21 protein-coding genes are annotated in these 25,619 nt (G+C 63.6%); 8 read left to right on the top strand and 13 right to left on the bottom strand.

Features of this window, described 5'->3' with window-relative positions:
- Window positions 1-8: 8 nt before the first annotated feature.
- The 7 genes from ACYHH6_RS06745 to puuE form a co-directional block, all read right to left on the bottom strand.
- Window positions 9-968 (bottom strand): ABC transporter permease, encoded by a 960-nt coding sequence (locus tag ACYHH6_RS06745; RefSeq protein ID WP_352582418.1) that lies wholly within the window; start codon window positions 966-968, stop codon window positions 9-11.
- Between the two features lie 16 nt (window positions 969-984).
- A complete protein-coding gene (locus tag ACYHH6_RS06740; protein WP_352582420.1) occupies window positions 985-2,571 on the bottom strand; it encodes an ABC transporter substrate-binding protein in 1,587 nt (528 codons plus the stop codon).
- Between the two features lie 153 nt (window positions 2,572-2,724).
- A complete protein-coding gene (locus tag ACYHH6_RS06735) occupies window positions 2,725-4,710 on the bottom strand; it encodes a CocE/NonD family hydrolase (protein WP_352582422.1) in 1,986 nt (661 codons plus the stop codon).
- Window positions 4,711-4,806: 96 nt separating this feature from the next.
- The gene (locus tag ACYHH6_RS06730; RefSeq protein ID WP_352582424.1) at window positions 4,807-5,400 is read right to left on the bottom strand and encodes a nucleoside deaminase; all 594 of its coding nucleotides are present in this window, start codon (window positions 5,398-5,400) and stop codon (window positions 4,807-4,809) included.
- A 5-nt stretch (window positions 5,401-5,405) separates the two neighbouring features.
- A complete protein-coding gene (locus tag ACYHH6_RS06725) occupies window positions 5,406-5,906 on the bottom strand; it encodes an ureidoglycolate lyase (RefSeq protein ID WP_352582426.1) in 501 nt (166 codons plus the stop codon).
- Window positions 5,903-6,760 carry a bifunctional allantoicase/(S)-ureidoglycine aminohydrolase gene (locus ACYHH6_RS06720; RefSeq protein WP_435053184.1) on the bottom strand — a complete coding sequence of 286 codons (858 nt, stop codon included), beginning with the start codon at window positions 6,758-6,760 and terminating at the stop codon, window positions 5,903-5,905. Before ACYHH6_RS06720 ends, ACYHH6_RS06725 begins: the two co-directional genes overlap by 4 nt.
- Window positions 6,761-6,786: 26 nt before the next feature.
- Window positions 6,787-8,205 (bottom strand): allantoinase PuuE, encoded by a 1,419-nt coding sequence (gene puuE / locus ACYHH6_RS06715; RefSeq protein WP_352582429.1) that lies wholly within the window; start codon window positions 8,203-8,205, stop codon window positions 6,787-6,789.
- Window positions 8,206-8,404: 199 nt separating this feature from the next.
- Here puuE and uraH point away from each other — a divergent pair, with 199 nt between their 5' ends.
- The 4 genes from uraH (at window position 8,405) to xdhC (ending at window position 13,797) form a co-directional block, all read left to right on the top strand.
- Window positions 8,405-8,779 (top strand): hydroxyisourate hydrolase, encoded by a 375-nt coding sequence (gene uraH / locus ACYHH6_RS06710; protein ID WP_352582431.1) that lies wholly within the window; start codon window positions 8,405-8,407, stop codon window positions 8,777-8,779.
- A gap of 3 nt (window positions 8,780-8,782) precedes the next feature.
- Complete coding sequence (gene xdhA / locus ACYHH6_RS06705) at window positions 8,783-10,264, top strand: xanthine dehydrogenase small subunit (RefSeq protein ID WP_352582433.1); 1,482 nt, start codon at window positions 8,783-8,785, stop codon at window positions 10,262-10,264.
- Complete coding sequence (gene xdhB / locus ACYHH6_RS06700; RefSeq protein WP_352582435.1) at window positions 10,264-12,624, top strand: xanthine dehydrogenase molybdopterin binding subunit; 2,361 nt, start codon at window positions 10,264-10,266, stop codon at window positions 12,622-12,624. Before xdhA ends, xdhB begins: the two co-directional genes overlap by 1 nt.
- 162 nt (window positions 12,625-12,786) lie before the next feature.
- Entirely contained in the window at window positions 12,787-13,797 is a 1,011-nt protein-coding gene (gene xdhC, locus ACYHH6_RS06695) for a xanthine dehydrogenase accessory protein XdhC (RefSeq protein ID WP_352582436.1), read from the top strand.
- A gap of 13 nt (window positions 13,798-13,810) precedes the next feature.
- Here xdhC and ACYHH6_RS06690 read toward each other — a convergent pair whose 3' ends face one another.
- From ACYHH6_RS06690 to ACYHH6_RS06680, 3 genes are all read right to left on the bottom strand, one after another.
- Complete coding sequence (locus ACYHH6_RS06690; protein WP_352582438.1) at window positions 13,811-15,061, bottom strand: LLM class flavin-dependent oxidoreductase; 1,251 nt, start codon at window positions 15,059-15,061, stop codon at window positions 13,811-13,813.
- Entirely contained in the window at window positions 15,058-16,008 is a 951-nt protein-coding gene (locus tag ACYHH6_RS06685; RefSeq protein WP_352582440.1) for an LLM class flavin-dependent oxidoreductase, read from the bottom strand. Before ACYHH6_RS06685 ends, ACYHH6_RS06690 begins: the two co-directional genes overlap by 4 nt.
- Window positions 16,009-16,125: 117 nt before the next feature.
- Window positions 16,126-17,046 carry a LysR family transcriptional regulator gene (locus tag ACYHH6_RS06680; protein WP_352582442.1) on the bottom strand — a complete coding sequence of 307 codons (921 nt, stop codon included), beginning with the start codon at window positions 17,044-17,046 and terminating at the stop codon, window positions 16,126-16,128.
- A 138-nt stretch (window positions 17,047-17,184) separates the two neighbouring features.
- Here ACYHH6_RS06680 and ACYHH6_RS06675 point away from each other — a divergent pair, with 138 nt between their 5' ends.
- The 4 genes from ACYHH6_RS06675 to ACYHH6_RS06660 all read left to right on the top strand — a co-directional run bounded on the left by ACYHH6_RS06675 (window position 17,185) and on the right by ACYHH6_RS06660 (window position 21,619).
- Window positions 17,185-18,402: a urate hydroxylase PuuD gene (locus ACYHH6_RS06675; RefSeq protein ID WP_352582444.1), complete on the top strand. Its 1,218-nt coding sequence runs from the start codon at window positions 17,185-17,187 to the stop codon at window positions 18,400-18,402.
- 2 nt (window positions 18,403-18,404) lie between these two features.
- Window positions 18,405-19,721 carry a guanine deaminase gene (gene guaD / locus ACYHH6_RS06670; RefSeq protein ID WP_352582446.1) on the top strand — a complete coding sequence of 439 codons (1,317 nt, stop codon included), beginning with the start codon at window positions 18,405-18,407 and terminating at the stop codon, window positions 19,719-19,721.
- A gap of 138 nt (window positions 19,722-19,859) precedes the next feature.
- The gene (locus tag ACYHH6_RS06665; RefSeq protein ID WP_112567441.1) at window positions 19,860-20,357 is read left to right on the top strand and encodes a heme-degrading domain-containing protein; all 498 of its coding nucleotides are present in this window, start codon (window positions 19,860-19,862) and stop codon (window positions 20,355-20,357) included.
- Window positions 20,354-21,619, top strand: coding sequence for a glycerate kinase type-2 family protein (locus ACYHH6_RS06660; RefSeq protein WP_352582448.1), 1,266 nt, complete (start codon window positions 20,354-20,356; stop codon window positions 21,617-21,619). Before ACYHH6_RS06665 ends, ACYHH6_RS06660 begins: the two co-directional genes overlap by 4 nt.
- 227 nt (window positions 21,620-21,846) lie before the next feature.
- On the opposite strand, the gene ACYHH6_RS06655 is transcribed toward ACYHH6_RS06660, so the two are convergent.
- The 3 genes from ACYHH6_RS06655 to ACYHH6_RS06645 form a co-directional block, all read right to left on the bottom strand.
- Complete coding sequence (locus tag ACYHH6_RS06655; protein WP_352582449.1) at window positions 21,847-22,620, bottom strand: UdgX family uracil-DNA binding protein; 774 nt, start codon at window positions 22,618-22,620, stop codon at window positions 21,847-21,849.
- A 28-nt stretch (window positions 22,621-22,648) separates the two neighbouring features.
- The gene (locus ACYHH6_RS06650) at window positions 22,649-24,034 is read right to left on the bottom strand and encodes a glutamine synthetase family protein (RefSeq protein ID WP_352582451.1); all 1,386 of its coding nucleotides are present in this window, start codon (window positions 24,032-24,034) and stop codon (window positions 22,649-22,651) included.
- 62 nt (window positions 24,035-24,096) lie between these two features.
- Window positions 24,097-25,479: an aspartate aminotransferase family protein gene (locus tag ACYHH6_RS06645; RefSeq protein WP_352582453.1), complete on the bottom strand. Its 1,383-nt coding sequence runs from the start codon at window positions 25,477-25,479 to the stop codon at window positions 24,097-24,099.
- Window positions 25,480-25,619 lie beyond the last annotated feature (140 nt).

The following is a 25,619-nucleotide window of genomic DNA, read 5'->3' as shown; positions in this document are numbered from 1 at the left end:
CCGCCCCCTTACTTCGGATGTCTGAGGCGCGGATTGGCGACGATCGCCCCGATGTCCGCGATGATGTTCAAGGTGATATAGACGGCGGCGAAGATCAGGCCGACCGCCTGCACCACCGGCACGTCGCGCTTGGTGACGTGATCGACCAGATATTGCCCCATGCCAGGATAGACGAAGATCACCTCGACCACGACGACGCCGACGATGAGGTAGGCGAGGTTGAGCATGACGACGTTGATGATCGGTGCGATGGCGTTGGGGAAGGCATGCTTGCGGATGACGTTGAAGGCCGACAGGCCTTTCAGTTCCGCCGTCTCGACATAGGCCGACTGCATGACGTTGAGGATGGCCGCACGGGTCATTCGCATCATGTGTGCAAGAACAACCAGCGTCAGCGCGGCGGCCGGCAGGGCGATCGCCTGCATGCGCTCGCCGAACGGCATGCCGTCATAGACCGTGGAAATTGCCGGAAACCATTGATATTTTACGGCAAAGAAGAAGACCAGCACGTAGCCGATGAAGAACTCCGGGAAGGACGTCGAAGCGAGCGCCAGTCCGGAGATCAGCTTGTCGACCCAGCCATTGCGGTAACGCACCGCGATCAGACCGAGAATGATCGCCAGCGGCACGGCTACGACCGCTGCCCAGAAGGCCAGGAACAGCGTGTTCCACAGCCGTCCCTTGATCGAGGTCGCGATATCCTGGCCGCTCGACATTGCCGTGCCGAGATCGCCGGTGAGCGCACCGCCGAGCCAGTGGAAATACCTGATGTAAGCCGGCTGATTGAGGCCGAGCTGCTCGCGCAGATTGGCGAGCGACTCCGGCGTCGCCGACTGTCCGAGAATGGCTTGCGCGACGTCGCCGGGCAGAATCTGTGTACCGGCGAAGATCAGGACCGAAACGGCCAACAGGAGGACGACGCCCAGCGCAACGCGCTGGGCAATTAGTTTCAAGATGGGTGAGGACATATCCGCAAGGCCGAGCTCAGGCTTCGAGCCAGCACTTAGCCAGTGCGTAGCCGTTCATCAGCTCCTGATGCGGATCGTCGACCCAGCCGCCGACCTTGGCGCCGGTGGCATCGATGAACTGGTTGAACATCGGCAGGATCAGGCCACCCTCGTCGCGTACCAGGACAGCCATGTCGTGGTACATCTGCTTGCGCTTGGCCTCGTCGAGCTCGGCGCGCGCCGCCAGCACCATCTTGTCGAAATCTGGACGCTTGAAACGGGTGTCGTTCCAGTCGGCGGTCGACAGATAGGCCGTCGAGTACATCTGGTCCTGGGTCGAGCGGCCGCCCCAGTAGGAGGCGCAGAAGGGCTGCTTGTTCCAGACCTCGTTCCAGTAGCCGTCGCCGGGCTCGCGCTTGAGCTCGATCTTGATGCCGGCCTTGGCTGCGCTCTGCTGGAAGAGTTGCGAGGCGTCGACCGCGCCCGGGAAGGCGACGTCCGAGGTCCGCAGAAGCACGGTGCCGTCATGGCCCGACTTCTTGTAGTGGAACTTGGCCTTGTCGGGATCGTATTTGCGCTGCTCGATCTCGGTGAACAGCGGATAGGACGAATTGATCGGGAAGTCGTTGCCGAGCGAGCCGTAGCCGCGCAGCACCTTGTTCAGCATCTCCTCGCGGTCGATGGCCAGCTTCAGCGCCATGCGCAGGTCGTTGTTGTCGAACGGCGCCGTGTTGCAATGCATGATGAAGACATAGTGGCCGGGGCCGGCGTGATTGCGGATGGTGACGCCGGGCACGCGCTTGATCAGGTCGACGATCTTCGGCTCGACGCGGTTGATCATGTTGACCTGGCCGCCCTGCAGGGCCGCCGTGCGCGCCGTCGCGTCATTGATGACGACGACTTCGATCTGGTCGGCATGGCCCATCTTGTCGCCCTGCCAGTAATTGGCGAAGCGCTCGCCGACATGACGCACGCCGGGCTCGTTGGTCTTGACCACGTACGGGCCGGCCGAGATGCCGGCATCGGGCTTGTCCTTGCCGCCATTGGGCTGGACGATCAGGTGATAGTCGCTGAGCAGGTAGGGTAGGTCGGCGTTGGCCTCCTTCAGCGTCAGCACCACTTCCTTGCCGCTGGCCTTGATGGTCTCGATGCCTTTCATGTAGCCGAGCGCGCCGGACTTCGACTTTTCGTCGGAATGGCGCTCGAGTGTGGCAGCGACGTCCTCGGCGGTCACGGTCTTGCCGTTGTGGAACTCAACACCGTCGCGGATCTTCAGCGTCCACACCTTGGCGTCGTCCGACGAGCCGATCTCTTCGGCGATGCGGTTCTCGAGCTTGCCCTCGGGCGACAGCTCGACGATCATTTCGCCCCAGCACTTGCCGAAGGCGAACGGCACCTGCGTCATCATCAGCGCCGGATCGAGGCTGTTGGTGGATTCACCGCCGACCAGGCCGGCTTTCAGCGTGCCGCCCTTGACCGGGCCTTCCGCGCGAGCCGCGCTGGAAAGCAGCATATTGGCAAAGGGTGCGGTGACGCCGAGCGCGGCGGCGCGGCCGAGAAAATCACGACGGCTCAGTTTGCCGGACGCAACGCGCCGGCTCAGATATTCGAGTTCGTTTGACATATGAGTTCCTCACTCTGTGGGTTCGACCTTGTGGTCGTTTTTGTTTGTTATTACCGGGGGAATAATGACCGGAAGCCAAAGCCGTAAGCAAGACCGAATGCGACATGCCGTGGCGTAAATCGCACGTCGCAACTGGACCAGTCGGATCTGCGCTCAGAGCAGGTCGCGTGGAATTGTCTCTTCGAAATCTCGCTCGAAAACCAGCGTTTCGCCCTCATAGGCTTCGATTCTGGCACTGACGATGAAGTTTTGCGCATCGGAGCGCATCTCGGCCGATGTCTCGGTGCGCACCGACCATCCATTTCGCGACAGGGTCTGTGTCCAGTGCGTCCGACCGGAGGCCGACAGCGGGTCGTCGGGATGGATCGTCCAGCTCTCGCGGGCGATGCTTCCATTGGCCAGCCCATGCGCGAGATCGCGGATCTCGCCAAAATCGTCGGCAATGGACAGTGTGATGAAACCGGTCTTTTCGTCGCGATCGACATGGCGCTCGGAATTCGCCGCCCGGACCGTCTCGGTCGCCCACGGCGTGGCGCCTTCGGGGGCCTGGAATGAGGCCTCGTGGCCTTTCGCCAGCGGGCGCAGCGGCAGCCTCAGCGTCGCCGCCGAAAGATCGAGCCGCACCGGCTCCGGTGAGGGCCAGATCATCGGCCAATAAGCGCTGGAAACGGCAATGCGCAGGCGATGTCCGGCCGGCACACGGTAGGCGCACTGGTCGAGGATAACGCGCGCCGACACGGTCTCGCCCGGCACCAGCGCTTCCGGAAATTCATGCGAGTTGCGGTGGGTGAGATTGAGCACCCCGTAGGAGATCAGTTCCGAGGCGCCGTCGGGATGGACGTCGCAAAGACGCACCGCGATGTTGGCTTGCCGGCGGTCAGAGGAAAGGCGCACCTCGACCTCCGGCGCGCCGACGATGTCGAGCGCCTCGGCAAGCACAGGCTGATCGAAGCAGACGGACAGCGCGTCGTCCGGCCGCTGGTCGCCCGGCAGCTCCGGGCCGAAGGTGAAGGGAAAATATTCGCCGCCCGCGAGTCCGCAGCTTTGCGGTGTCGCAACGATCGCCGGCTTGGCGCCTGCAGCGATGAGTTCGATCGCCTCGACCTTAATGTCGGGTGACGGCCACTCCTGTTCTGCCACCCAGCGGCCCGGCCGCTCTGGGTGCCAGCGCGCCGGACGCACGCTGTCCATCACATAGGCGCGATAGTCCGGGTCGGCCTCGACGCCGGTGTCGACGCCCTTCAGCCAGCGATCCCACCAGCGCAACGCCTCCTGCAGGAAACCGATGGCGGGTTTTGGTCCGGCGTAGTGCGGGTATTTGTGGATCCAAGGCCCGACAATGCCCTTCACCGGTGCATGGATGTTGGTGACGAGGTGCGAAATCGTGTTGCGGTAGCCGTCATGCCAGCCGCCGATCGACAGTACGGCCGCTTTGACAGCGGAATAATCCTCGCAGATCGAACCGCGTTTCCAATAGGCGTCGCGGTGCTGGTGGCTGAGCCACAATGGCAAAAGGAAAGACTGGTTCTCCAGCCGCGTCAGCCACAGATCGCGCCAGCGGTTGTCGCCGGCAATCAACGGATCCGGCGGCCGCGACGAGTAGGACAGCATGGTCGAGGCCCAGCCGAAATTTTCCGTCAGCAGGCAGCCGCCCTTGTAGTGGATGTCGTCGGCATAACGGTCGACGGTCGAGCACAGGCTGATGACAGCCTTCAGCGCAGGTGGCTGCTTGGCCGCCACCTGCAGGCAGTTGAAGCCGCCCCAGGAAATACCCATCATGCCGACGCTGCCGTTGCACCAGGGCTGCGCTGCCGCCCAGGCGATGACGTCGCAGGCATCCTGCAATTCCTGCTCGGAATACTCGTCGTCCATCAGCCCTTCGGAATCGCCATTGCCGCGCATGTCGACGCGGATCGAGGCGTAGCCGTGGCCGGCGAAATAGGGATGCGTCAGCTGGTCGCGAAAGATGGTGCCGTCGCGCTTGCGATAGGGCAGATGTTCGAGGATCGCTGGCACCGGATCGTCACCCGCATCTTCCGGCATCCACACCCGCGCCGACAGCCGGCAACCGTCCGGCATGACGATGCCCATATCCGGGAACTCGATGACCTTGCGGGGAAATTCGGTGACGGCTTTCATGGGCTGGCATAACGCCCCGCCAGCCCGCGACTTTCAATCGCCATTCGCGACTGGAGCAGTGAAAAATGCGACCTGGTCGCAGCCCGCTTCACAACCTCAGTTCAGCGGAATGTCGTTCTCGTCCTTGCTGTCCTGGTAGACACCAGACAGTTCGTCATAGCGCGCCGAAATCTTGCCGATCCGTGCCTCCAGCCTTTGACGTTCTGCCTCGGGCAGCGCCCGCACCAACCTGCGGATGGAAAGGCTCTTCCAGTAGGCGTTCTCGGCATTGTAGCCGCCGGGGTCGAGTGTGAAGACCTCTTTCAGAATCTTCAGGTCGTGCGGAATGGCGAACGAGTCGCGCGAATCCTCATGGCTGAACAAATAGTAGAAATTGTCGAAGCCGGTCCAGGTGATCGCCGACAGGCAGAGAGAGCATGGCTCGTGCGTGGCGATGAAGATGGCGTCTTTGGTATCGACACGCTCGGCCTTGGGCATTTCGTAAAAGCGCTTCAGGCAGTGCACCTCGCCGTGCCAGAGTGGATTTTCCGTCTCGTTGTTGGTCTCGGCCAACACCAGCGAGCGGTCGCTCTTGCGCAGGATCGCGGCGCCGAACAGCTTGTTGCCATGGGCAACGCCGTCAGCCGTCTTCGGCACGATGTCGTGCTCGATGACATCGAGCAGGCGGTCGATCAGCGATATGTCGGTCATTTTACTCAGGTCTCGTCGGGGAGATGGATCTCGTAGGGGTGCGAGAAGTGGAATTCTTCGAGGTTGGAGCCATCGCCGCCACGGTCGACAATGACGAAGTCCTGGGCTTCGCCGAGCGGCGTCAGCACGCCGTGCCAGAGATTGCGCGGATAGTTGATGCCTTGGCCGGGTGCGGTGATGAAGGCGTGGGGTTCGCCGGGACCGTCCTTGCCGTCATGGCAGACGACGACCAGGAACGGGCGTGGCGACTGCGGGATGAACGCCTGGCTGCCGAAGGGATGGCGCTCCACCATGGTCAGCTTCAGCGGCAGCTCGTAAGGCGTGCCCCGCACCATTGAGATCAGCACGCGGGCATTCGGGCCCACCGCCTCAGCCGTGGCGAGATCGTGGTAGCGCTCTGCCTTGCCGCCATTGATCGGGTAATGGTTGTCGCCGCCCATGTCGATCACATCGCCGAAGCCGGCAAAGCTTTCGCGGGTCAGCGGCCGCGCTGTGATGCGGGTCACCGCGCGCGACCGCCAATGCCCGCCCCGCCAAGCTTGGCGTGCCGGTTGACGTCCTTGTAGAGCAGATAACGGAATTTGCCGGGTCCGCCGGCGTAGCAGGCCTGCGGGCAAAAGGCGCGCAGCCACATGAAGTCGCCGGCCTCGACCTCGACCCAGTCCTGGTTGAGGCGGTAGACGGCCTTGCCCTCCAGCACATAGAGCCCGTGCTCCATCACATGCGTCTCGGCGAACGGAATGACGGCGCCGGGTTCCAGCGTGACGATGGTGACATGCATGTCGTGGCGCATGTCAGCTGGATCGACAAAGCGGGTCGTCGCCCAGCGGCCCTCGGTGCCGGGCATCAGCGTCGGCGCCACTTGCTGGTCGCTGCTGAAGAAAGCCTCCGGGGCGTCGATGCCGTCGACGGCTTCATAGGCCTTCCTGATCCAATGAAAGCGTACGGCCTCGCGACCTTCGTTGCGCACCGTCCAGCCGCTCGCGGGCGGCAGGAAGGCAAAGCCACCGGCTTGAAGCACGTGCTTCTTGCCGGCGAGCGAAACGGTCAACTCGCCCTCGACCACGAACAGCGCGCCCTCGGCGCCGGCGTCCGGCTCCGGCCGGTCGCTGCCGCCGCCAGGCAGCACCTCGACGATGTACTGAGAAAATGTCTCGGCAAAGCCCGACAGCGGCCTTGCGATGATCCAGGCCCTGGTCTTGTCCCAGAGCGGCAGCGGGCTGGTGACAATGTCTTGCATCACCCCTTTGGGGATGACGGCATAAGCCTGGGTGAAGACAGCGCGGCCGGTCAAAAGCTCATTTTGGCCGGGATGGCCGCCATGCGGCGCATAATAGGTTCTCTGGTCAGTCTTGATCATATCCATGGGGTCCTGACCCTCAATCATTAGAGCGGGAGCATGTCTTTCAGGCGGAGCAGCGCGATGCGCTCGACCTGTTTGCAGGCGGTATCGAGTTCGACGCCGCGGCTGTTGCCGATGCGCGCCTCAAACTCGGTGAGGATTTCCTCCTTGGTCTTGCCCCGCACCGCAATGATGAAGGGAAAGCCGAAGGTGGTGACGTAAGCGGCGTTGAGCTTGGAGAACAGCTCGCGCTCCTTGTCGGTCAGCGCGTCGAGGCCGGCGGACGCCTGTTCCCTGGTCGATTCCGCCGTCAGCCGCTTCGCCTTGGCCAGTTTGCCGGCGAGATCCGGATGGGCGTTGAGCACGCCGAGCCGTTCGGTCTCGCTGGCGGCGCGGAAGACGCGGCAGAGCGCATTGTGCAAGCCGCCGGCGCTGTCATGCGCAGGTCCGAGCTCCAGTTCGAAGGCGCGCTCGGCGATCCATGGCGAATGTTCGAACACGCCGCCGAATGTGTGGACGAAGGTTTCGAATTCCATCTTCGAGGGTTTCAGCGCCGGCGGCTGGTAAGGATGATGCTCCTGCCAGTGACGGGCGATGTCGATGCGCCGCGCCAGCCAGACCTTGTCGTGCGACTTTACATAGTCGACGAAGCGCTTCAGCGCCGCCACGCGGCCGGGACGGCCGACAAGCCGACAATGCAGGCCGATGTTCATCATGCGCGGCCGCCCGGCTTTGCCCTCGGCATAGAGCGTATCGAAACTATCCTTGAGATAGGCAAAGAACTGGTCGCCGGAATTGAAGCCCTGCGGCGTGGCGAAGCGCATGTCGTTGGCGTCGAGCGTGTAGGGGATGACAAGCTGCGTGCCGCCGCTGTGCTCGAACCAGTAGGGCAGTTCGTCGTCATAGGTGTCCGACACATAGTCGAAACCGCCTTCTTCGGCGACGAGCCGCACCGTGTTGACCGAGGTGCGGCCGGTATACCAGCCGGTCGGCCGCTGCCCGGTCACCTCGTAATGCAGCTTGATCGCCGCTTCGAGGTCGCGGCGCTCGTCCTCGGCGCTATGGTCGCGGTAGTCGATCCATTTCAGCCCGTGCGAGGCCATTTCCCAGCCGGCCTCCTGCATGGCCGCCACCTGATCGGGCGAGCGGGCCAGGGCTGAGGCGACGCCGTAGCAGGTCACCGGCACTTGGGCCTCGCTGAACAGGCGCAGCAGCCGCCAGAAGCCGGCGCGCGCGCCATATTCGTAGATCGATTCCATGTTCCAGTGGCGCTGGCCCACCCATGGCGCGGCGCCGACAATCTCCGACAGGAAAGCTTCCGAGGCCTTGTCGCCGTGCAGCACGCAGTTCTCGCCGCCTTCCTCGTAATTGACGACGAACTGCACCGCCACATGCGCGCCGCCCGGCCATTTCGGATCCGGCGGATTGGCTCCATAGCCGCGCATGTCTCTAGAGTAACGCATTGCCCCTCCCTGCCGGACACCGCCGGAAGTTGTGATCAGGATAGTCGAAAGGGGTGCCTACGCATTCCCTCGAAATTTTTGAAAGTGTTTTTGTGCCGCTCCGCTCGACCGGGACTTATGCATCGCCTTTAATTGGCGCACAATTCATTGCTTTGCTCGATTGTACCGGGCCAACTCGTTCTGGAAATGGGAGGCGCCAGTGGCAGAAACGTCGAAAGCCGATGGCGGACGTCTGACGACGCATGTGCTCGATACCGCGACCGGCAAGCCGGCGGCGGGCCTGTCGATCGCGCTTTATCATCTGGAGGGCGACGCGCGCACACATCTGAAGACCGTTGTCACAAATGCCGACGGACGCTGCGATGCGCCGCTGCTGGCAGGCGCGGAGTTTCGCACCGGCGAGTACGAACTGATCTTCGCGGCCGGCGACTATCTGCGCGGCCAGGGAACAAAACTGCCGGAACCGGCCTTCCTCGACAGCGTGCCGATCCGCTTCGGCATGGCTGCAACAGTGCATTATCACGTGCCATTGCTTATCTCTCCCTATGGCTACTCGACCTACAGGGGGAGCTGACGCATGGCCAAGGTCACCATACGCAACGAGATCCGTTTCATCCTCAATGGCAGAGATGTTGCGCTGCCATCAATGGCGCCAGAGACGACCTTGCTCGACTGGCTGCGGCTTGAGCGCTCGCTGCGCGGCACCAAGGAAGGCTGCGCCGAGGGCGATTGCGGCGCCTGCACAGTGCTGGTCGGCAAACTCTCGGCCGGCAAGTTGGTCTACGAAAGCGTCAATGCGTGCATCCGCTTCCTCGGTTCGCTCGACGGCACCCATGTCGTGACGGTCGAGCATTTGCGCGGTGCGCCCGGCCAGTTGCACCCGGTGCAGCAGGCGATGGTCGATTTCCACGGTTCGCAGTGCGGCTTCTGCACGCCGGGCTTCGTCATGTCGCTCTTCTGCTTGTGGATGAAGTCGCCGGACCCGTCGAATGCGGCGATCGAAAAGGCCCTGCAAGGCAATCTCTGCCGCTGCACCGGCTACGAGGCGATCATGCGCGCCGCGCGCGCCATTTCCAGCTACGGCAAGGCGGCCAAGGACCCGCTGGCGGCGGAGCGCAAGGCAATCACGGCAAGGCTCGAAGCGATGCGTGATGGCGTGCGTGTCGAGATCGGCGCCGGCAAGCAGCGGCTGATCGTGCCAGCCAACGCCGACGATTTCGCCGCCGTGCTGGACAAAGAGCCGAGTGCAACAGTCGTCGCCGGCTCGACCGATGTCGGGCTCTGGGTCACCAAGCATATGCGCGACATCTCGCCGGTAATCTTTATTGGCAATCTCGAGGGGCTGTGCGCAATCTCCGAAGACAATGACGTCATCACCATCGGCGCCGGCGTCACTTACACCGACGCCTTCGCGACGCTGGCCAAGCGCATCCCGGCGCTCGGGCCGTTGTTCGATCGTATAGGCGGCGAGCAGGTGCGCAATATGGGCACGATCGGCGGCAACATCGCCAACGGTTCGCCGATCGGCGACACGCCGCCACCCTTGATTGCGCTTGGCGCGCAGCTGACGCTGCGCCGGGGCAAGAAGCGGCGCACCATCCCGCTCGAGGATTTCTTCATCGCCTATGGCAAGCAGGACCGGCAGCCGGGCGAATTCGTCGAGGCCGTGCATGTTCCTGTGCCGGCCAAGGGCACAAAGTTTGCCGTCTACAAGATCACCAAGCGCCGCGACGAGGACATCACCGCAGCCCTCGCCGCCTTTTTCCTCGACCTGGCCAAGGACGGCACGGTGGCCGACATCTGTATCGCCTATGGCGGCATGGCGGCAACGCCCAAGCGGGCCTTTGGCGTCGAAAAGGCGCTGCTCGGCAAACCGTGGACGGAGGCAACGGTGGAAACGGCGATGACCGAATATGCCGGCGATTTCACCCCGCTGACCGACATGCGAGCGTCGGCCGAGTACCGGGCGCTGGCGGCGAAGAACCTTTTGCTGCGTTTCTTTGCCGAGACCAGCGGCACTCGCGAGCCGACCCAAGTGTCACGCAACGAGGCGGCCTGATGAACAAGCACGCTTCTCCCAACCTCAAGGCACCGAAGATTTCCGGCGGCGTCGCCACCGACCAGCGTCATGATTCCGCGCACAAGCATGTCAGCGGCAGCGCTGTCTATATCGACGACATGCCGGAACCGGCGGGCATGCTGCATGGCTGCCTCGGCCTGTCGACGGCAACGCACGCGACCATCACCAAAATGGACCTGTCCGCGGTGCGCGCCGCGCCGGGGGTTGTCGATGTGCTGACGGCAAAAGACGTGCCCGGCGAAAACGACATCTCGCCGACCGGCCGTCATGACGAGCCGGTGCTGGCCGACGACAAGGTGCAATTTTACGGCCAGCCGATCTTTTGTGTCATTGCCGGGACGCGCGAGGAGGCGCGCCGCGCCACGCGGCTGGCCAAGGTCGAATACAGTCAATTGCCTTTCGTCACCGACATCGGTGACCTCGACCCGCGCAAGGACAAACTGGTTACCCCGCCGCTCACCTTGAAGCGCGGCGATGCCGCTGCCGCGATCAAGGCAGCGCCGCGCCGGCTGAAGGGCAAGATGCGCGTTGGCGGCCAGGAGCATTTCTACCTAGAAGGCCATATCGCGGTGGCCATTCCTGGCGAAGACCAGGACGTCACCATCTATTCCTCGACCCAGCATCCGAGCGAAGTGCAGCATATGGTCAGCCATGCGCTGGGCGTGCCGAGCAACGCCATCACGGTGGAAATCCGCCGCATGGGCGGCGGCTTCGGCGGCAAGGAAACGCAAGGCAACCAGTTTGCCGCCCTCGCCGCGATTGCCGCCAAGAAACATCATCGCGCGGTCAAAATCCGGCCCGACCGTGACGACGACATGATCGCCACCGGCAAGCGTCATGACTTCCTCGTCGACTATGAGGTCGGCTTCGACGACGCCGGCAACATTCTTGGCGTCGACTTCATGTTCGCGGCGCGCTGCGGCTTTTCCTCGGATCTCTCCGGCCCGGTCACCGACCGTGCGCTGTTCCACTGCGACAACACCTATTTCTGGCCGGCGGTGCATGCGCAGTCGGCGCCGCTCTATACCAACACGGTGTCGAACACGGCGTTTCGCGGCTTCGGCGGCCCGCAAGGCATGGTCGGCGCCGAACGCGTCATCGACGAGGTCGCCTTTGCCGTCGGCAAGGACCCGCTCGAAATCCGCAAGCAGAATTTCTATGGCACCAGTGGTGATAAAGAGGGGGGCCGCAACGTCACGCCCTACCACCAGACGGTCGAGGACAACATCATCCATCGCATCGTCGCCGAATTGGAGGCGAGCGCGGACTATGCAAGCCGCCGCAGGATCATCCAGGCCTTCAACGCCAACAGCCGCTTCATCAAGCGCGGGCTGGCGCTGACGCCGGTGAAATTCGGCATCTCGTTTACCGCGACGCATTACAACCAGGCCGGCGCGCTGGTGCATGTCTATACCGACGGTTCGGTGCATCTGAACCATGGCGGCACCGAGATGGGGCAAGGCCTCTATGTCAAGGTGGCGCAGGTAGTGGCGGAAGAATTCCAGATCGACCTCGACCAGGTGAAAATAACCGCGACGACCACCGGCAAGGTGCCCAACACGTCGGCCACTGCGGCGTCGTCCGGCACCGACCTCAACGGCATGGCTGCGCAGAACGGCGCCCGCCAGATCAAGGATAGGCTGACCGATTTCGCCGCTGAAAAATACCAGGTGCCGCGCGACCAGGTGCTGTTCCTGCCCAACCGCGTGCGCATCGGCAACCAGGAGATCGCTTTCGCCGACCTCGTCAAGCAGGCCTATATGGCCCGCATACAGCTGTCGGCTACGGGCTTCTACAAGACGCCGAAAATCCATTGGAATCGCGACAAGGGCGAGGGCCGTCCGTTCTATTATTTCGCCTATGGCGCCTCGTGCTCGGAAGTCTCGGTCGACATGCTGACCGGCGAATATGTCGTCGAGCGCACCGACATATTGCACGACACCGGCCGTTCGCTGAACCGCGCCATCGATATCGGCCAGATCGAGGGCGGCTTCATCCAGGGCATGGGCTGGCTGACGACGGAGGAACTGTGGTGGGACGACAAGGGCCGGCTGCGCACACACGCGCCGTCGACCTACAAGATCCCGCTGGCGTCCGACCGGCCGAAGATCTTCAACGTCACGCTAGCCGACTGGCCGGAAGCCAACGAGCCGACGGTGCACCGCTCCAAGGCGGTCGGCGAACCGCCCTTCCCGCTCGGCATGTCGGTGCTGCATGCGCTGTCGGATGCGGTAGCCAGCGTTACCGACCACAAGATTTGTCCGCGTCTCGACGCCCCGGCGACACCGGAACGGGTGCTGATGGCGATCGAACGGCTGAGAGCCGCCAAATCGGCCTGATCGAGCCAGAACGTGCAAATCCGGCCCGAAAACGCTATGTTTCACACCGCATGACCCCGAAATCGATGTCGATTTCGGAAAGGATCATGCGGCAGACTAAATGAGCCGCAGCGTCCTTTGTGCGTCCGCAGGACGCACGGCGCTGCGGTGGGAATGCAGACGATGAACTCGAAAGTGCAAAGCTTGAAAGCCTTTCTCGGCAGCGCCGGCCGGCTTGCTCTGGTCGAAGTGGCCGGCACCAAAGGCTCGACGCCGCGCGAGAAGGGCGCCTTCATGCTCGTCTCGCAGGCGGCGATTTTCGGCACGATCGGCGGCGGCCAGCTCGAATATATGGCGATCGACAAGGCCAGGCAGATGCTTTTCTCCCCCCTTGAGGGGGAGATGGCCGCAAAGCGGCCAGAGGGGGTCCTCTCAGGAGGCACCGCAAAGAGGTCGCGCACTGCCGCGGCGACCCCACCCGGCGACTTCGCCGCCACCCTCCCCTCGAGGCGGAGGGGAACCCGCATCGACGTCGGCGAAGTCTGCGCCACGCTCGACGTGCCGCTAGGCCCCGAAATCGGCCAGTGCTGCGGCGGCCGCGTCGAGGTGTTGATCAGGCTGGTTGATGCGGCGCTGGCGCAAGAACTGGTTGCAGCGGCGGAAGCCGAGGAAACCCACCTGCCGCATGTCTATATCTTCGGCGGTGGCCATGTCGGCCAGGCGCTGGCCTCGACCATCGCACTTCTTCCTGTGCACGGCGTCGTCATCGAGACGCGGGCCGAAGCGCTGGAAGGCATGCCTGAAAACGTCGAGACGCGACTGACGCCGATGCCGGAGGCCGAGATACGCAAAGCGGCTGCCGGCGCCGCCTTCGCCATCCTCACCCACGACCACGCGCTCGATTTCCTCATCGTTGCTGAGGCGCTCAAGCGCGACGATGCGGCCTATGTCGGCATGATCGGCTCCAAGACCAAGAAGGCAACGTTCAGGAACTGGTTCCTGAAATCGGCGGAGGGCACGGAGGCTGAGTTCGCCCGCCTCGTCTCGCCGATCGGCGGCGACGGGGTCAAGGACAAGCGCCCACCGGTGATCGCAGCACTGGCAGCGGCCGAGATCATGACGGCACTGGTCGTTCACAACGCGACGTCAAATATCGACCATCCGGTCCAACGAGACAAAGAAATAGCCGGCTAACTTTTCGCCACAGCTACGCCGGCCGCTTCAACCCCAGATGCTCGCGTAGAGTGCTACCCTCGTACTCCCGGCGGAACAGGCCACGCCGCTGCAGTTCGGGCACCACCAGCGTGGCGAACGCATCGAGCTCGCCGGGGAAATATGACGGCATGACATTGAAGCCGTCGGCCCCGCCGCCTTCAAACCGCGCCTGCAACTCGTCGGCGATCTGCGCCGGGGTACCGACGATACGCCAATGGCCGCGCGCGCCGGCGAAATGACGGGCAAGCTGGCGGATGGAAAGGCCATCGCGGCGCGATTGCTCGACAACCAGCGCCTGGCGGCTTTTCATGCCCTCGGTCTCCGGCAGTTCCGGCATAGGTCCATCGATCGGATAGCGCCAAAGATCGGAGATGCTGAGATAGCTGGACAGCAAGGCAAGACCGACATCGTCGGGGATGAGCGCTTGCAACTCCTCGTGCTTCTCCCGGGCCTCGGCCTCGGTTTTAGCCACCACGGGCGACACACCGGGCATGATCTTGATGTCGTCGGGCTCGCGGCCATAGGCCGCCATGCGGCCCTTGAGGTCGTCGTAGAAGGCCTTCGCCTCTTCGAGGGTCTGCGCCGCCGTGAACACCACATCGGCGGTGCGGGCAGCCAGGTCGCGGCCGACATCCGAGGCGCCGGCCTGTACCATCACCGGTGCGCCCTGCGGCGAGCGCGGCAGGTCGAGCGGGTCGCGTACCGAGAAACTCTGGCCGTCATGGCCGGGAAAGCTGCCGCCTTGCCAAAGTCCGGTCACCACCTCGGCAAACTCACGCGCCCGCTCATAGCGGTCGGCGTGGGGTTTGAGGCCCGTCGCGCCGAAATTGGCGGCTTCGATGGGGCTGGCCGATGTGACCAGGTTCCAGCCGGCCCGGCCGCCGCTTAAGTGATCTAGCGACAGGAAGGTGCGCGACAGGCCATAGGGTTCGTTGTAGCTGGTCGAGGCCGTGGAGACGAGGCCGATGCGGCTGGTCTGGACGGCGAGCGCCGACAGCAGGCTGATCGGTTCGAAGCCGATCGAGCGCGAGGTCTGGCTGGCGATGCCGACATTGGCTTCGCGCAGACCGGCGGCGTCCTCGCAGAAGATCATGTCGAATTTTGCCGCTTCCGCCGTGCGCGCCAGCTGGATGTAGTGGTCGATGTCGATGCCGGCCGTGACATGCGCCTTGGGATGGCGCCAGGCGGCGATGTGATGGCCCGTCGCCCACAGGAAGGCGCCGAGCTTCATCTGGCGGTTCATTGCGCTGCTCCAGCAAGTCCGAGATGCGAGCGCAATGTCGTTCCAGGATAATCCCGCCGGACAAGGCCGCGCTGCTGCAATTCGGGCAGCACGCGGCCGACGAAACCGTCGAGCGCGGAAGGCGGCGTCGCGATGTTAAACCCGTCGCAGCTTTTCGAGCGGAACAGCTCTTCCAACCTATCGGGACTGATATCCGGTCCATTGGCGCTGACGTTCACAAGCGCCTTCACTGCATCAGGATCGCGCCCGCATGCGGCGACGCGGCGCTTGAGGTCGTCGTAGTGCGCCTTGGTGTCTTCAACCTCGTCCAGCAAGACGACATTGGCGGTGCGGGAAGCAAGATCAAGATCGCCCTCCGACACATCCGACAGCACCAGCACTGGCGTATCCTGCGGCGAGCGCGCGACGTTCAGCGGTCCGCGCACCGAGAAGAACTCGCCCTTGTGGTCGAGCAGATGCATCTTGCTGGGATCGTGGAAGTGGCCGCCGACCTTGTCGAACAGCAGCGCATCCGCATCCCAGCCCTGCCATAGGCCCTGGACGATGCCGATATATTCTTCGGTGCGGCGACGAAAATCGGCGGCGGAAAACCCCTCGGGACGGCTGAGATTGCCCGCTTCGCGCGAGTTTTGCACCACGGTGGCGTTCCAGCCGGCGCGGCCATGGCTGATGATGTCGAGCGAAGCAAAGCGGCGCGCCAGATTGTAGGGCTGGTGGGCGACGGTGGAAGCGGCAGCAACAAGACCTATCCGGTTCGTCACCGTCGCCAGCGCCGCCAGCAAGGTCGTCGCTTCGAAAGGGCTCTCCGATCCGCCGCTGTCCGGCACGGTATCATCGAGGATAATCACGTCCAGCCCGACAGCCTCCGCCTGCTTGGCAAAGCTGGCGAGGTCGCTGAAGGCGAGCGGCTGCCCGGAAGCAATGTTGAGCGAAACGGCGAGATGCATTGTGGTTTGCTCGTCAGTCGGCGCGGGGCCATCGAGGCGGAGTATGCAAACCTAAAGTCGCTTGCGTGTAAGGCAACCCTTGCGACTGGGCCAACGGCCCATCACGTGCCCGCCAGCCTATTTGCCGGCGAGAAGATCCTTGATCAGCCGCTGGCAGCGCTCGGCCATGAAGTCGAGCAGCAGCCGCACCTTGGGATCCTGCAGCTTCTTGTGCGGATAGACAGCAGCGAACTGCACCGGCGTCGGCGGCGTGCTGGCCAGGATCACCTGCAGCCGCCGGTCGCGAATGAAGGGTTCGACCTCGAAGCGCGGCTTGTTGATGATGCCGCGTCCCGACAGCGCCCAGCCGGTCAGCACATCGCCATCGTCGGTGTCGTAAGGGCCGTGGACTTCGAATTTCTGCGGGCCGTTCGGCGTCTGCAGCGTCCAGACATATTCGCGCGCACCGGAATAGCGCAGCATCAGGCAATCGTGCTTCTTGCCGATCAGTTCCTGCGGCTCCACCGGTTCGCCGCGCGCTTCCAGATATTTCGGCGCTGCCACCAGCACGCGCTCGCATTCCATGATGCCGCGCATTCTCAAGCTGGAATCCTCGATGATGCCGAGCTTGAAGGCGACGTCGATGCCTTCCTTCATGATGTCGATATTGTGGTCGGAGAGCCTGAGCCGCACCTCGATATCGGGGTATTTGTCGTGAAAGTCCGGAATGCCCGAGGCCACCAGCCGCCGCCCGAGGCCGAGCGGCGCAGTGACCCGGATTGTGCCGCGCGGCTGGCCGGAGAGCGCCGAGACAGCGGCTTCCGCCTCGGTGATCGCTTCCAGTACCTGCTTGGCGCCGGAGTAAAACACCGTGCCGTGCTCTGTCGGCATCAACTGCCGTGTCGTGCGGTTGAACAGCCGCACGCCGAGATGCTTTTCCAGTTCCTTGATCCGGTTCGACGCAACGGCCGGCGAAATGCGCATGTCGCGGCCCGCCGCCGACAGATTGCCAAGCTCGACGACGCGAACAAAGACGGCGATGTTGTCGAGATAGGCCATCAGATTTTCGTGGCTCTCAAACGGCTCGTGGGATCAACCTACTATTTTCCATTTTTTTTTGAAAGTCATCGTACACCTCGCCTCTTTTCGTTTGCGCCCCACACCGTAAAGTCAGCCAATCGGCAGGGACGATTTCAAATGATGGATTTCGCGATTTTCTGGGACTGGCTGAGTTTCGCCGTGCGCTGGCTGCACGTCGTCACCGGCATCGCCTGGATCGGCTCGTCCTTCTATTTCGTCGCGCTCGATCTCGGCCTGCGCCAGCGTCCCGGCATGCCGGTCGGCGCCTTCGGCGAGGAATGGCAGGTGCATGGCGGCGGCTTCTACCACATCCAGAAATATCTGGTGGCGCCTGCCGAAATGCCCGAGCATCTGACCTGGTTCAAATGGGAATCCTACGCCACCTGGCTGTCAGGCTTCGCCATGCTGTGCGTGGTCTACTATGCCGGCGCCGACCTGTTCCTGATCGATCCCAACGTGCTGCCAATGTCGGTACCTGTGGGCATCCTGTTGTCGATGGCCACGATCGGCGTCGGCTGGGTGGTGTACGATCTGCTTTGCCGTTCGCCACTCGGCAAAAGCGACACCGGCCTGATGCTGGTGCTATACGGCGTGCTGGTGTTCATCGCCTGGGGGCTGACGCATCTGTTCACCGGCCGCGCCGCCTTCCTGCATCTCGGCGCCATCACCGCCACGATTATGTCGGCCAACGTCTTCATGGTCATCATCCCCAACCAGAAGATCGTCGTCGCCGACCTCATCGCCGGCCGCAAGCCCGATCCGAAATACGGCAAGATCGCCAAGCAGCGCTCGCTGCACAACAACTACCTGACGCTTCCCGTGCTGTTCCTGATGTTGTCGAACCATTATCCGCTGGCGTTCGCGACCGAGTTCAACTGGGTCATCGCCTCGCTGGTGTTCATCATCGGCGTCTTGATCCGGCACTATTTCAACACTGTGCATAAGCGTGCCGGCAACCCGCACTGGACCTGGATGGCGGCCGCCGTGCTGTTCATGATCATCATCTGGCTGTCGACGGCGCCGAAGGTGCTGACCGGCGAGCCCAAGGTGTCCGCCACGGCCGAGGTCTACATTGCGTCTTCACATTTCCCGGCCGTGCGCGACACCGTGCTTGGCCGCTGCTCGATGTGCCATGCCGCCGAGCCGGTCTATGAGGGCATCTACCACGCGCCCAAGGGCGTGATGCTCGACACCGATGCCGGCATTGCCGAGCATGCCCGCGAGATCTATCTGCAAGCCGGGCGCAGCCACGCCATGCCGCCGGCCAACATCACCCAGATCAGCGACAAGGAGCGGGCGCTGCTGGTCGCCTGGTTCGAAGGCGCAGGAAAATAAGCATGACCTCCACACTTCTGCGCGGCCGCACGCTGAGCTTTTTGCGCTGGCCCGAAGCCATCGACGATCATGCTGCCTGGCGCTACGAGGAGGATGGCGGCCTGCTGATCCGCGATGGCCGAATTGTTGCCGCAGGCGCCTACGCACAGATCGAGAAACAAGCGGGCGAAGGCGTAAAGAAAATCGACCACCGGCCGCATCTGCTGCTGCCGGGCTTCATCGACTCCCATGTGCATTTTCCGCAGATGCAGGTCATCGCCTCTTATGGCGCCGAGCTGCTCGACTGGCTGAACACCTATACCTTTCCCGAAGAGACCAAATTCGCCAATGCCCAGCACGGCCGTCGCATCGCCCGGCTGTTCCTGGACGAAATGGTACGCCATGGCACCACGACGGTCGCCGCCTACTGCTCGGTGCACAAGGCGTCCGCCGAAGCCTTCTTCGCGGAATCGCATGCGCGCAGCATGCTCAACATCGCCGGCAAGGTGATGATGGACCGCAATGCGCCGGCCGGCGTGCTTGATACGCCGCAATCCGGCTATGACGACACCAAGGCGCTGATTGCGGAATGGCACGGCAAAGGCCGGCAGCTTTATGCGATCACGCCCCGTTTCGCCATCACCTCGTCGCCCGAGCAGCTGGAAATGGCCGGCACGCTCTGCCGCGAACATCCCGATTTGCACATGCAGACGCATTTGTCGGAAAACCACGCCGAGATCGCCTTCACGCAAAAGCTCTATCCGCAGGCGCGCGACTATACCGATGTCTACGAAATATACGGGCTGTTGGGGCCTAAGAGCCTGTTCGGCCACTGCATCCATCTGTCCGAGCGCGAGGCGGATGCGCTGTCGGAGTCCGGGTCGGTCGCAGTGTTCTGTCCGACGTCGAACCTGTTCCTCGGCTCCGGCCTGTTCGACTATCAGCGCTTCCGCCGCCGCGACAAACCGCTGCGCATCGCCGCTGCCACCGATGTCGGCGGCGGCACCAACTATTCGATGCTGCGCACCATGGACGAAGGCTACAAGGTGATCGCGCTGAACGGCGAGAAGCTGAACCCGTTCCAATCCTTCTGGCAGATCACGCGTGGCAATGCCGAGGCGCTGTCGGTGGCGGAAAGGGTCGGCACGCTGGATAAAGGCACCGACGCCGACATCACCGTGCTCGACGCCCGCGCCACGCCGGCGATGCGGCTGCGGATGGAGACGGTCGAAACGCTGGCCGAGGAACTGTTCCTGCTGCAGACGCTGGGTGACGATCGCGCGGTGCGTGAGGTCTATGTTGCGGGAAGGCCCGCGAAGAGTGACATGATCGCGGGGTAAGACCCGCCCCCCAGGGGAGGGACCGCAGCTCGACGGAGTGGGGGTCGACGCTGGCGGGGCAGGACGACCGCCGCAACGGGAGCTTGACCGGGCAGTCCTTGTCGTACACACGACGTGTGACTATTTCGGAGAAAGAAAATGGCCGCTGCGGACGACATCGCTCTGATCCAGAAACAGGAAGAGACGCTGGTCTTCCCGGCCTTCGACGAGGCAGTGGCCTTCAAGATCGGCGTCGCGATCCGCAAGCGGGCGCTGGCTGACCATTTGCCGATCATCGTCGACATCAGGCTGTGGGACCGGCCGCTGTTCTATGCCGCGATGCCGGGCTCGAATGCCTCCAACCCCGACTGGGCGCGGCGCAAGATCAATGTCGTTAAGCGCTACCTCAAAAGCACCTACCGCCTGGTGCTGGAGCAGCAGCGGCCGGACCGCACTTTCAAGATCGGCGAAGGGCTGGACATTGTCGACTATGTGCTGGCCGGAGGCGGTTTTCCGGTGACGGTCAAAGGCGCCGGCGTCATTGGCGCGATTACGGTCTCCGGCCTGCCGGAGCGCCAGGACCATGGCGTCGTCGTCGATGCGCTGTGCGATCATCTCGGCGTCGACAAGCGTGGACTGGCGCTGGCTGCGGAATGACCGTGCTCGAACCCAAATCCTTCCTCATCTCCATCTTCGACGCCGCCGTTGCTGCCGCCGATCCCGAACGCACGATCCGGGATCATCTGCCGGCGAAACCTAGAGGCCGCACCATCGTGATTGGCGCCGGAAAAGGTTCGGCGCAGATGGCGGCGGCGTTCGAGAAGGTCTGGGACGGTCCGATCGAAGGGCTGGTCGTCACCCGCTACGGCTACGGCGCCAAATGCGAGCGCATCGAGATCATCGAGGCGGCGCATCCGGTGCCTGATGCCGCCGGGCTTGAGGCATCGCGGCGCCTGCTGGAGAAGGTGCAGGGGCTGACCTCAGACGATCTGGTCGTGGCGCTGATTTCGGGCGGCGGCTCGGCGCTGCTGCCGTCGCCTGCCGGCGTCCTGACGCTGGCCGACGAGATTGCCGTCAACGAGGCGCTGCTCGCCTCCGGCGCGCCGATCGCGGCGATGAACACCATCCGCAAGCATGTCTCCACCATCAAGGGTGGGAGGCTAGCTGCGGCTGCGTATCCGGCCAGGGTGGTGTCGCTGGTCGTCTCCGACATTCCCGGCGACAATCCGGCGCTGGTTGCTTCCGGCCCGACCGTCGCCGATTCAGGCAGCCGCGAGGACGCGCTGGCCTCGATCGCTGCCTATGGCATGAAATTGCCGGACGCCGTCATGGCGCATATCAACTCGCCGGTGGCCGACGCGCCAAGCCCGAACGATCCAGTCTTCGACCGCAACGAAGTGCATCTGATCGCTTCGGCCGGCGTGTCGCTTGAAGCGGCAGCGGCGGAAGCCAGGCGCCATGGCATCGAGGCAGTCATCCTCTCCGATTCCATCGAGGGTGAAGCGCGCGAGGTTGGCGGTGTCCATGCGGCGATCGCGCGCGAAGTGGCGACGCGCAACCGGCCATTTCAAAAGCCGGTGCTGATCCTCTCCGGCGGCGAGACCACAGTGACACTAAGGGCCAAGGGCAAGGGCGGTCGCAACTCGGAGTTCCTGCTCGCCTTCGCCATCGGCATCAGCGGCGTGGAAGGCATTCACGCACTGGCCGCCGACACCGACGGCATCGATGGTTCGGAGAACAATGCCGGCGCCTTCGCCGATGGTTCGACGGTGGCGCGCATGCGTTCAGCCGCCGTCGACGCCAAGGCGATGCTTGCGGGGAACAATGCCTGGACGGCGTTCAATGCGGTTGACGATCTGTTCGTGCCAGGGCCGACCGGTACCAATGTCAACGATCTCCGGGCCATTCTGATCCGGTAGAGCACGTCTCGTTACCTGTCTGCACAAGAGTCGGCGCTGCCCCTCATCCGCCTGCCGGCACCTTCTCCCCATATAGTGACGGGGAGAAGGAAACTGGCCGCGCCTTCGCGCTCTTCTTGCGACGTTGACGATTTGCGAAAGCCGCGGTCACAGCGTCTTTCTCCCCGTCACTATACGGGGAGAAATGCCCGGCAGGGCAATGAGGGGCGGCGCCGACCGTCGCCTGATTAAGCCGCCATCAGCCGCTTGACCTGCTTCATGTCATGCAAAAACCTTTCGCGCTCGGCTTCCTTGTCCGCAGGCTCGTGGATGCGCAAAATGAAAGACGGATGGATGGTGATGAACACGCGCAACCCGTCCTCGCGCTCGATCACCTGACCGCGCATTTTCGTCACGGGAATAGCCTTGCCCAGCAGCGACAAGGCCGCCGTTGCGCCAAGTGCCACGGCGAGGCCCGGCTTGATCAGCTCCAATTCTTTGCCGATCCACCAGCGGCAGGCCTGAACCTCGCCGGCATTCGGCTTGGAGTGGATGCGGCGCTTGCCGCGCGGTTCGAATTTGAAGTGTTTCACGGCATTGGTGACGTAGACCTTTTGCCGGTCGACGCCGGCGTCATCGAGGATTGCATTGAAGACTTTGCCTGCCGGGCCGACAAACGGTTTACCGGCGAGATCCTCCTGGTCGCCCGGCTGTTCGCCGACGAAGACCACCTTGGCGTTGTCAGGCCCCTCGCCGAACACGGTGTGCGTCGCGTCGCGCCACAGCGGGCAGCGGCGGCAACTCTTCGCGGCTTCGCGCAACTCGGAAAGGGTGTTGGCGTCATCATCCGGCGCCTCGGCCGGCTCGCGCTTCGGCCAATGCCTGGCCTGCACCCTGGCGTGGTGCGGCGCCGGCGTCGTCGGCATTCTGGCAATCATATGCTTGGCGGCCTCGTCCGCGCCTGCGATCAGATCTGGAATGAGCGAGGCCTCCGGAAGGTTCCGCCAATATTTCTTCGGCATCTCCTTTTGCGCCTGATCGTCAGGTCTCTCACACCTCGTGCAGATAGAGGTGGTAGTCGAGTTCGCTGACGGTGCGCGCGACGCGCAGATACTCCGACTGCTTGATCGCCACGAAGGTGCGATGCAGATCCTCGCCCAGCGCCTCTTTCAGGAAGCTCGATGCCCGCGCCGCCTCAATCGCGGCGCGCCAGTCGACCGGCATGGTCGTGCGCGTGACGGCGGCTTCATAGCCGTTGCCGGTCGTCTCGGGGCCGGGGTCGAGGCCTTCGTCCAGCCCCTTGACGATGCCGGCCAGCACCGTCGCCGCGATCAGATAGGGATTGGCGTCGACGCCCGACGGCCGGTGCTCGATGCGCCGGTTTTTTGCATCGCCCGCCGGCACGCGCAGCGCCACCGAACGGTTGTTGACACCCCATGTCGGCGCCACAGGCGCATAGGATTGCGAGACGAAGCGCCGCCACGAATTGGCGTGCGGCGCAAACACCAGCATCGATTCGGCCATGGTCTGGATCAGCCCGCCGAGCCCTTGCAGCAGCGGCAGCGACCAGCTTTCGCCGCCAGCCTCGGCAAACACGTTCCTGCCGGCCTTGTCCTGCAGCGAGACATGGAAATGCATGCCGGAGCCGGTATATTTCTCGATCGGCTTGGCCATGAAACAGGCGGTAACGCCGTGCCGGCGCGCCTGCGCCCGCACCAGCCGCTTCAGCATGACGAGGTCGTCGGCCGCCCGCATCACATCCTTGCGGTAGTTCAGCGTCAGTTCGTACTGGCCGGGCGCATATTCGGAAATCACAGTCTCGGCCGGAATGCCTTGCGCCTTGGCCGCTGCATAGATGTCGGAAAACAGCGGCTCCATACCATGCAGATGGTCGACGGAATAGACCTCGGTCTTGGCCGAGCGGCGACCGTCGAGCACGGCGTCGGCCGGCTTCACCTTGCCGTCGGTGTCGCGCTCATTGGCAAGCAGGAAAAATTCGAGCTCGAAGGCGCCGGCGGGGTAGAGGCCCTTGGCGGCCAATATGTCGACCTGCCGGGCCAGCGCCAGCCGCGGGTCCGACGACATTGGCTGTCCGTCCAGATGGTACATCGCCATTAGCAACTGGCCGCGCGGCGGGCTCGTGCCATAGAGCGGCACCAGCGTGCCGGGGATCGGCCATGCCCTTAGGTCGCCGTCGCCGGTCGTCCAGATCAGCCCGGTCTCGTGCACATCCTCGCCGGTGATGTCGAGGCCGAGGATCGAGATCGGCATGTGGCGGCCGCCCTCATAAATGCTTTTCAGCTCATGCCGACGCACGATCTTGCCGCGACCGACGCCATTGGCGTCGGTCAGCACGATATCGAAGGCTTCGATTTCAGGATGGGCGTCGAGAAAGGCTTGCGCCTCGGCGAGCGTCGAGCCCGAAGGTGAAGTCATGATTGCTGTACTCAAGGTTTGCTTGGCAGGCCGTTCGTTAGCCGCCCGTTCAGTCGCTTGTCTCATGCCGTCAGCCTTGCCGCAACCGTGGCGAAGGCGGTGATCAGCCGGTTGACCTGGGCGCCGGTGGTGGCCGGCGAGATCAGCATCATGTTGTGGAAGGGCGCGATCAGCACGCCCTGGTTGACCAGCGCGACGTGAACAGCCGCTTCAAGCTCCGGCGCATGCGCAGTCTCGGCCTCGGCGCCATTACGCAGCGGACCGGGCGCGCAGATGAACTCGACGCGAGCGCCGACGCGGGCAACATGCCAGCGCAGGTTGTAGCGGTCAATGACCCCGGTCAGCCCGGCGTCGAGGCGGAGCGCCAGGCGGTCCATCCGGTCATAATTTTCCTGCGTCATCACTTCTTCCAGCGTCGCGCGCATGGCTGCGAACTGCAAAGGATTGGCCGACAGCGTCGTGCCCATACCGGAATAACCGGGTTGCTTGGTTCTGTTGTAGTCGGCGTAGCGGTTGGCGACCTCGTCGCTCATCCCCCACACGCTCGCCGGCACGCCACCGGCGATCGGCTTGCCGAGCACGAACAGGTCGGGTTGCAGTCCGAATTTCCTGGTGTAGCCGCCGGGGCCGGTGGAGATTGTGTGGGTCTCGTCGATCAGAAGCAGCGTGCCGGCCGCGCGCGTCAGTTTGCGCAGCGCGTCATGAAAACCGCGATCGGGCAGCACCATGCAGGAATTGGTCAGCACCGGCTCGGCGATGACGCAGGCGACATCTTTGTCTTTCAGCGCTGCTTCAAGCGCGGCGACATCGTTGAATTCGACGACCTTCGCCGTCTTGGTCAGGTCGCGGAATTCGCCCGCCAGCCCGGGCCGATTGATAGGCTTGCCGTCGACCAGCCGCACCATCGTATCGTCGACCGAGCCGTGATAGCAGCCGTTGAAAACCAGGATCTTTTCGCGACCGGTGATTGCGCGGGCAACCCGCAGCGCGAAGCGGTTGGCGTCGGTTGCCGTCGTCGCGATTTGCCAGAACGGCAGGCCGAAGCGCTGCGCAAGCAGCGGCCCGATCGCCAGCGCGTCTTCCGAAGGCAGCATATAGGTCAGGCCTCGCCCGACTTGGCGGCGAATGGCGCGCGCCACCGGCGGCGGCGAGTGGCCGAACATCGACCCGGTGTCGCCCAGGCAGAAATCGTCGAGCCTGTTGCCGTCAATGTCGGTGATGGTGGCGCCTTTGGCGCTGTCGACCAGGATCGGGAACGGCGTCGGCCAGTCGTTCATCCAGTGCATCGGCACGCCGCCGAAGAAGCCAGGCAGGCCGTTGCCCACCTTGGCTGCCGATTTCGGCCGCGCCTTGCGGAAGGCTTCTGCCTCACTCTCGCGCAGCCTGGCGATGCGGTCACGGCTGATGCCGCCGATCGATAGGCCTGAATGGTCGGTTGTATGCATGAAAATCCCCTCTCGGCCACCACTCTAGCCAATCGCCATCTCAAACCGCAATTGGCCGCCGGGCTGCACTGCATTGGTTCAGCAGCACTCGGCTGGCGCTTGACCTTGAGGCCAAGCCCGGTGCCAATACGCTTAGGCAT

This window comes from Mesorhizobium sp. P171375 (assembly GCF_057786075.1).
The sequence above is the reverse complement of the archived record's forward strand: the minus strand, read 5'-3'. Positions and strand labels throughout refer to the sequence as shown.

What these genes read in the sequence shown, in the direction of transcription:
- xdhB (WP_352582435.1), top strand. Translation starts at nt 10,264, where the DNA reads ATGAACAAGCACGCTTCTCCCAACCTCAAGGCACCGAAGATTTCCGGC.
- ACYHH6_RS06675 (WP_352582444.1), top strand. Translation starts at nt 17,185, where the DNA reads ATGATGGATTTCGCGATTTTCTGGGACTGGCTGAGTTTCGCCGTGCGC.
- ACYHH6_RS06735 (WP_352582422.1), bottom strand. Translation starts at nt 4,710, where the DNA reads ATGAAAGCCGTCACCGAATTTCCCCGCAAGGTCATCGAGTTCCCGGAT.
- puuE (WP_352582429.1), bottom strand. Translation starts at nt 8,205, where the DNA reads ATGCGTTACTCTAGAGACATGCGCGGCTATGGAGCCAATCCGCCGGAT.
- ACYHH6_RS06655 (WP_352582449.1), bottom strand. Translation starts at nt 22,620, where the DNA reads ATGCCGAAGAAATATTGGCGGAACCTTCCGGAGGCCTCGCTCATTCCA.
- ACYHH6_RS06645 (WP_352582453.1), bottom strand. Translation starts at nt 25,479, where the DNA reads ATGCATACAACCGACCATTCAGGCCTATCGATCGGCGGCATCAGCCGT.
- ACYHH6_RS06690 (WP_352582438.1), bottom strand. Translation starts at nt 15,061, where the DNA reads ATGAACCGCCAGATGAAGCTCGGCGCCTTCCTGTGGGCGACGGGCCAT.
- ACYHH6_RS06680 (WP_352582442.1), bottom strand. Translation starts at nt 17,046, where the DNA reads ATGGCCTATCTCGACAACATCGCCGTCTTTGTTCGCGTCGTCGAGCTT.
- ACYHH6_RS06740 (WP_352582420.1), bottom strand. Translation starts at nt 2,571, where the DNA reads ATGTCAAACGAACTCGAATATCTGAGCCGGCGCGTTGCGTCCGGCAAA.
- guaD (WP_352582446.1), top strand. Translation starts at nt 18,405, where the DNA reads ATGACCTCCACACTTCTGCGCGGCCGCACGCTGAGCTTTTTGCGCTGG.
- ACYHH6_RS06660 (WP_352582448.1), top strand. Translation starts at nt 20,354, where the DNA reads ATGACCGTGCTCGAACCCAAATCCTTCCTCATCTCCATCTTCGACGCC.
- xdhC (WP_352582436.1), top strand. Translation starts at nt 12,787, where the DNA reads ATGAACTCGAAAGTGCAAAGCTTGAAAGCCTTTCTCGGCAGCGCCGGC.
- ACYHH6_RS06745 (WP_352582418.1), bottom strand. Translation starts at nt 968, where the DNA reads ATGTCCTCACCCATCTTGAAACTAATTGCCCAGCGCGTTGCGCTGGGC.
- ACYHH6_RS06685 (WP_352582440.1), bottom strand. Translation starts at nt 16,008, where the DNA reads ATGCATCTCGCCGTTTCGCTCAACATTGCTTCCGGGCAGCCGCTCGCC.
- ACYHH6_RS06720 (WP_435053184.1), bottom strand. Translation starts at nt 6,760, where the DNA reads ATGATCAAGACTGACCAGAGAACCTATTATGCGCCGCATGGCGGCCAT.
- ACYHH6_RS06665 (WP_112567441.1), top strand. Translation starts at nt 19,860, where the DNA reads ATGGCCGCTGCGGACGACATCGCTCTGATCCAGAAACAGGAAGAGACG.
- ACYHH6_RS06650 (WP_352582451.1), bottom strand. Translation starts at nt 24,034, where the DNA reads ATGACTTCACCTTCGGGCTCGACGCTCGCCGAGGCGCAAGCCTTTCTC.
- ACYHH6_RS06730 (WP_352582424.1), bottom strand. Translation starts at nt 5,400, where the DNA reads ATGACCGACATATCGCTGATCGACCGCCTGCTCGATGTCATCGAGCAC.
- xdhA (WP_352582433.1), top strand. Translation starts at nt 8,783, where the DNA reads ATGGCCAAGGTCACCATACGCAACGAGATCCGTTTCATCCTCAATGGC.